The 7,846-nt window shown below is 37.9% G+C and carries 2 protein-coding genes; both read left to right on the forward strand.

All coding sequences use genetic code 11. From position 1 onward, the window contains the following. The first annotated feature begins 303 nt into the window (after positions 1-303). A complete protein-coding gene (rpoB, locus tag ACZQCL_RS01090) occupies positions 304-4,401 on the forward strand; it encodes a DNA-directed RNA polymerase subunit beta (RefSeq protein WP_288522296.1) in 4,098 nt (1,365 codons plus the stop codon). Between the two features lie 8 nt (positions 4,402-4,409). Further along, positions 4,410-7,846 (forward strand): DNA-directed RNA polymerase subunit beta' (gene rpoC, locus ACZQCL_RS01095; RefSeq protein ID WP_482481598.1); only part of this gene is annotated, 3,437 nt, incomplete at its 3' end.

Here is a 7,846-nt window from a genome sequence, read left to right on the forward strand (position 1 = left end):
AAGGCTAAGCGATAAAAAACAAGTTATAATTAGGGTTAAAAATTTTTTCATTCGGAACTCCTTTAAACGTTTATATTGTATGCACAATTAAAGGGGATGTCAAAATGGACAAATGAAAAAGCACCTACTTTGTGCAGGTGCTTAAAAAGGATAGGCAATATTTATAACTCATTTTTTAAATTTTGTCAAGTTTTTATTGACATTTGGTGGTTTTACTAGTAGTATAATAAATTGCATAATAGTGTGTGTTTTCAGATGAAAACCACCTAGTATAGTACAAATTCGAACGAAAGGATGGCATGCATGGACAACAACAAAGCATATCGTATTGTCTCGTGTGGAAAAAAATCTTCCCGCCGAGATTACTCAAAGGTTAGTGGTAAATTAGAGTTACCTAATCTTGTCGAAATCCAGACAGATTCATTTAAATGGTTTACGCAACAAGGTATCCAAGAAGTATTTGAAGAAATCTATCCAATTGAAAACTATGGAAAAAACATTCGCTTAAATTTCCTTCGTTATCATTTTGAAGAACCAAAATATAACGCAGAAGAATCTATGTATAGAGAATGCAACTTTGCAGCACCTCTATATGCAGATATGGAATTGGAAGTTACAGACTCAGAAACTGGGGAAGTTGTAACTAAGAGTGAAGAAGTATATTTAGGGGATTTCCCTTTAATGACAGAAACTGGTACATTCATCATCAATGGTGCAGAACGTGTAATCGTTAGTCAGATCGTACGTTCTCCAGGAGCATATTTTGCGGACAGTTATGATGAAAAAACTGGTAAACAAAACTATAGTTGTGAATTAATTCCAAGTCGTGGTACTTGGTTAGAGTTCATGACTGAACAAAAGAAAACTACAAACGGACGTTTAATTAATGTTTCTATTGACCGTCGCCGTAAAGTATTATTCAGTATTTTATTCAAGGCGATTGGTATGTCTTTGAATATCGGAGTGAACGAAGATACTCACGATACATCAATGATGGAAACATTCCTTCGTGCAATGGGACGTAACTGGTCTGATGTAGCTACAGATGCAGAAGATCGCGAATACATGAATATGTATTTGTTGTTGTATACTGCTTTCTTCGGTAAATATGAAGAAATTGAAAACACTTTATTGAACGATAAAGTAAAAACAACTCAGGAAGCTTTACTTTCTTTCTATGAAAATCAAAGAAGTGATGAAATCCCTACATTAGATGGATCAATCACTTTGATGCAAGCTAAATTCTTTGATCACCGTCGTTATGACTTGACAAAAGCTGGTCGTTATAAATTACGTAAGAAATTAAATGCGATCGATCGTATGTATGGTATGAGCCTTGCTCATGATATTGTTGATGTAAATGGCAACGTATTCATGGAAAAAGGTACTATGGTTCACCGTGATGAAAGAAATGCATTACGTGAAGAATTGGCTAAGGGTACTTATTGTGTCGCTTATCCATTCCGCTCAGAATTCCATGAAGAAGATATCGTTTCAATTCCAACAAGCTGGACTACAGGATTAATTGGTCGTGTATTAGCTAGTGATGTTGAAACAGAAGATGCTTATTTAGATGCTGGTACAGTATTAACTGAAAAAGATGTTTTAGCAATCCAAAAGGTTGTTGAAAATGTTGATATTTTTGCAGGATTGTTTGCACAACCAGTTAAATTAACAGCCGAAAATATGGATTCTGTATTTAACTATGGTCAACGTTTATATGCTCTTGGACGTTTAACAAATGCTCAAGGTGAAGATATTGTTGATGCAGATATGGAATTAGTTGCGAACCGTTATATGGTTGGTGTAACTCCAGATGCCATCGATAGTGATGTTGAAACACAAGTTAAACAACGTGCTTTAAGTGAAGATATCACAGCATGGTTGATTGGTGCATGTGTCCAAGAATTATATATTATTGACGATAATGGGGATGAAGTCCGTGTTGCTGGAAATGACCCATTCGCAAATAAACACACAATTACAGTTTCAGATATGTATGCATTCTTCTCATATAGCTTAAATGTTATGGAAGGTGTAGGAACAACAGATGATATCGATATGTTAGGTAACCGTCGTATTCGTTCTGTTGGTGAATTGATTCAGAACCAGTTCCGTATTGGTTTATCTCGTATGGAACGTGTTGTTAAAGAACGTATGTCAATTCAAGAAATGGATAGCTTAACTCCTAGAAAATTGACAAACATTCGTCCTTTGACAGCTGCAATTAAAGAATTCTTCTCTAGTTCACAGTTATCACAGTTCATGGATCAACAAAACCCTCTAGCTGAATTGACAAATAAACGTCGTATTTCAGCCTTAGGTCCAGGTGGTATCAGTCGTGATCGTGCAAGTTTCGAAGTACGTGACGTTCACAACTCTCACTATGGTCGTATCTGTCCAATCGAAACGCCTGAAGGGCCAAACATCGGTTTGATCAATAACTTAACTACATATGCTCGTATCAATGAATATGGATTTATTCAAACGCCTTACCGTAAGGTAAATGCGGATGGTACTGTTAGTGAAGATACAGTTTACTTAAGTGCTGATGAAGAAGCAGATTATGTAATCGCACAGGCCAATGAGGTTCGTGATGGTCATTTAGTAAATGAACGTGTCGTAGCTCGTAAGGCTGGTGAAACTATCATCGCTGATCGTAACGAAGTAGAACTTGCCGATGTCAGTCCAAAACAGATCGTATCTGTAGCGACTGCCTGTGTCCCATTCTTGGAAAACGATGATGCGTCTCGTGCCTTAATGGGTGCCAACATGCAGCGTCAGGCCGTTCCATTATTAGTTCCTCATTCACCTTATGTAGGTACTGGTATTGAATATAAAATTGCTAAGGACTCAGGTGTTGGTATTGTCGCAAAACAAGATGGTGTAGTTGAATATGTAGATGGTTTGCGTATTGTAGTTAAAGATAATGAAGGTGAAAACCACACTTATCAGTTACGTAAGTTTGCTCGTTCAAACGCAAGCACTTGTATCAACCAACGTCCAATTGTAGAAGTTGGTGAAAAGGTTGAAAAAGGCGATATCTTAGCTGATGGTCCAAGTATGCAAAATGGAGAATTGGCTTTAGGTCAAAACGTTGTTATTGCATATACAACATGGCATGGATATAACTACGAGGATGCCATCATCATGTCAGAACGTATGGTTAGTGATGATGTATATACTTCAATCCACGTAGAAGAATATGATATTGACTGTCGTGAAACTAAGTTAGGTCCAGAAGAAATCACTCGTGATATTCCTAACGTTGGTGAAGCAGCAGTTCGTAAGTTAGATTCAAATGGTATCATCATGGTTGGTGCCGAAGTTAAAGAAGGAGATATCTTAGTTGGTAAGGTTACTCCAAAAGGACAAAGTGAAGTTAGTCCTGAAGAAAAACTATTATTAGCAATCTTTGGTGAAAAATCACGTGAAGTTCGTGACAATTCATTGAAAGTACCTCATGGTGGTGCTGGTATTGTTCATTCTATTCGTGTATTTAAACGTGGAGATGGATCGGATCTTCCTCCTGGAGTAAATATGCGTGTTAAAGTATATATCGTTCAGAAACGTAAGATTTCTGAAGGCGATAAGATGTCTGGTCGTCACGGTAACAAAGGTGTCATCTCTAAGATTTTACCTATCGAAGATATGCCATTTATGGCTGATGGACATCCAGTTGATATCTTGTTGAACCCATTCGGTGTACCTTCACGTATGAACATCGGACAGATTTTAGAAATCCACTTAGGTTACGCTGCTCGTAAATTAGGTGTTAAATTCTCTACTTCTGTATTTGATGGTTTATCAAATGAAGACTTACAAGATGTAATGCGCGAAGCAAGCATGACTGTCGATGGAAAACAGGTATTATATGATGGACAAACTGGACAACCATTCGATGAACGTATTAGTGTCGGTGTAATGTACATGATCAAGTTGGCCCACATGGTTGACGATAAACTACACGCTCGTGCTACTGGTCCATATTCTTTAGTTACTCAGCAGCCATTGGGTGGTAAAGCTCAAAATGGTGGTCAGAGATTTGGAGAAATGGAAGTTTGGGCATTGGAAGCATATGGTGCTGCCCACACATTACAAGAAATCTTGACAATCAAATCGGATGATATTCAAGGTCGTATCAAGACTTATGAAGCCATCATTAAAGGTAAAGATATTCCAGAACCAGGTGTTCCAGAATCATTCCGTGTATTGATGCACGAATTACAAGGTTTAGCAATCGATATTCGTTTGTTAGATGAAAACAATAACGAGGTTGACATCACATTAGATGATGATGACCAGGACGTTCATCCAGCTCAACCTTTACCAGAACAAACACAAAAGGAAGAGCTAGTAGACGATATTGAAGAAGAAAATAACGAAGAAGAGGAGGCGTAGTATAAAATATGAGTATTAACAATTTTGCCTCGATTCAGGTTCGCTTAGCGAGTCCAGAAACGATTTTAAAATGGAGTCATGGTGAAGTAACAAAGCCTGAGACAATTAACTATCGTTCACAAAAAGCAGAACGTGATGGTTTATTCTGCGAACGCATTTTCGGTCCAACTAAGGACTGGGAATGTGCTTGTGGTAAATATAAAAAAGTACGTTTTAAAGGTGTTGTATGTGACCGTTGTGGTGTAGAAATCACAAAAGCAAGCGTAAGACGTGAGCGTATGGGTCACATCCACTTAGCTGCACCAGTAGCTCATATTTGGTACTTACGTGGTATTCCTAGCCGTATGGCATTGTTGTTGGATGTAACACCAAAACAATTGGAAGAAGTTGTATATTTCGTAAGCTATATTGTTACGGATCCAAAAGAATCTGGTTTAGCTTATAAACAAATTCTTTCTGAACGTGAATTCCGTGAAAACCAAGCTATTTATGGTTCAACAGGATTTACAGCTCAAACAGGTGCTGAAGCTGTACTACGTTTATTACAAGATGTTGATTTAGAATCTGAATATCAAGAAGTACAGGATGCGCTTGAAAAAGCACAAGGTGAAAAACGTAAGAAATTAATCAAACGTTTGGATACAATCAATGCATTCCGTAATAGTGAAAACTTACCAGAATGGATGATTCTGACTAACATTCCGGTAATACCACCTGATTTACGTCCAATGCTTCAATTGGATGGTGGTCGTTTTGCGACAAGTGATTTGAACGACTTATATCGTCGTGTTATCACTCGTAACAATCGTTTACGTAAATTGTTAGATTTGGGTACTCCAAATATTATCGTTCAAAACGAAAAGCGTATGTTACAGGAATCTGTAGATGCTTTAATTGACAATGGTCGTCGTTCAAAACCAATTACAGGTGCTGGTGGACGTGCATTAAAATCATTATCTCATTCATTGAAAGGTAAACAAGGTCGTTTCCGTCAGAACTTATTAGGTAAGCGTGTTGACTTCTCTGGTCGTTCTGTAATTGCCGTTGGACCAGATTTGAAAATGTACCAATGTGGTATTCCACGTGAAATGGCAGTTAACTTGTTTAAACCATTTATCATTAATGAAATCGTAAACCAAGGATTAGCACAAAATCCTAAAAATGCAGAAAAATTAATCGAACGTCGTGATCCTCGTATCTGGGACGTTGTTGAAACAGTAATCGACGGATATCCTGTATTAATGAACCGTGCACCTACATTACACCGTTTGGGTATTCAGGCCTTCTTGCCTAAATTAGTAGAAGGACGTGCAATGCGTCTTCACCCATTAGTATGTACTGCGTTCAACGCTGACTTCGATGGTGACCAGATGGCCATCCACGTTCCATTAGGAGAAGAAGCTCGTGCTGAAGCATTAGTTATGATGCTTGGTTCTCACAATATCTTAGGTCCTAAAGATGGTAAACCTATCGTTACGCCAGGACAGGATATGGTTATGGGTAACTTCTATTTAACAATGGAAGAAACAAAAGAAGAATTCTTTGCAGAAGCTAAACACTACGAAGAAGTTGGCTGCCCATTAGAAGCAGCTCACTGGCACCGTTTTGGTGAAAGTGAAGGTCATGTATACACAGATGAAGATGAAGTTATGATGGCATACCAGTCAAAACAAGTTCACCTTCACACTCGTATCGCATTGCCTGTATGCAATATGCATAAAACATCGTTTGATGAAAAACATAAAAATGATTATTTAATTACAACAGTTGGTAAGATTGTGTTCAACTCAATGTTCCCTGAAGATTTCCCATATATTAATGAGGTATCAAAAGAAAACTTTATTAGTACTCCTGATAAATACTTTATTGCTCCAGGACAAAACATTAAAGAATACATCGAAGCTATGCCTTTAGTTGATGCGGTTAAGAAAAAAGATTTAGGTAAAGTTATTGCCGAAGTCTTCAAACGTTATGATGCAGATCAAACTGCTGAAATTCTTGACCAAATCAAATCTTTAGGATTTGAATATTCAACAGTAGCTGGTATTACAGTTGCCTTGTCAGATATCGAAGTGGCTCCTCACAAAGATGAATATATCGATGAGGGTCGTGTTAAAGCCGATCAGTTGAAACACTTACAACGTAAAGGTATGTTGACAATGGAAGAATGGGAACGTCACTTATCTAAGATGTGGGATGATCAAAAAGACAAGATCGTAACATCATTGATGAAAAACTTGCCTCGTAAAAACCCAATCAACATGATGGCGACTTCTGGTGCTCGTGGTAACGCGTCAAACTTTACTCAGTTAGCTGGTATGCGTGGTTTAATGGCAAAACCTGGTCACGCTAAAGCTGGGGCTGGTGAATATGTACCAACCATCATAGAAGTTCCTATCTATTCTTGTTTCCGTGAAGGATTGAACGTAAGTGAGTTCTTTATCTCGACTCACGGTGTGCGTAAAGGTCTTACAGATACTGCCTTAAAGACAGCCGAATCTGGTTACTTAACTCGTCGTTTGGTTGATGTTGCCCAAGATGTAATTATCAAAGAAGACGATTGTGGTACAGATAAGGGTTACTGGATCGAAACATTAATGGATCGCAAAACAAACTCTGTTATCGAACCATTACAAGATCGTTTAGTTGGTCGTTATTCTAAACAAGATGTAACAGATCCAAAGACAGGTGAATTAATTATTGCGAGTGATGAATTTATCACTGATGAACTTGCTAAGAAAATTGTAGATGCTGGTGTTACAGGTATGTATATCCGTTCTGTATTTACTTGTAAGTCTCGTTTAGGTATTTGTCGTAAATGTTATGGACGTAACATGGCTACAGGTAAAGACGTTGAAGTTGGTGAAGCTATTGGTATCATGGCGGCTCAATCAATTGGTGAACCAGGTACACAGTTAACAATGCGTACATTCCATACAGGTGGTGTTGCCGGTGCCGGTGCAGAAGATATCACTCAAGGTTTGCCTCGTGTTGAAGAATTGTTCGAAGCTCGTTGTCCAAAAGGTGTTGCGGTAATTGCTCAGATTTCAGGTGAAATTACTTCAATTGAACGTATTGAAGGAACAATGCGCCAAGAAGTTATTATCACAAACGAACACGAAAGTGTTTCTCATAAAATTAACGCGAACCAGTCTATGCGTCCATGGGTTCAGGTCGGTGCAAAGATTGAAGCCGGTGTTGCATTGACTGAAGGTCCATTAGATCCAAAAGAATTATTACGTGTTGCTGGTGTACGTGAAGTTCAAGACTATATCTTGAAGGAAGTTAAGAAAGTATACCAAAGCCAAGGTATCGAAATTAGTGATAAGCACTTGGAAGTAATGATCAAACAGATGATGAAGAAAGTAATCGTTGTAGATAGTGGAGATACTGATTTAAATGTTGGTGTTCAATTATCATTGAATAACATCACAAAAATCAATCG

Source organism: Holdemanella sp. (assembly GCF_056804935.1).

Excerpts from the sequence above, each read along its gene's own strand:
- rpoB (WP_288522296.1), top strand. The coding sequence starts at position 304 with ATGGACAACAACAAAGCATATCGTATTGTCTCGTGTGGAAAAAAATCT.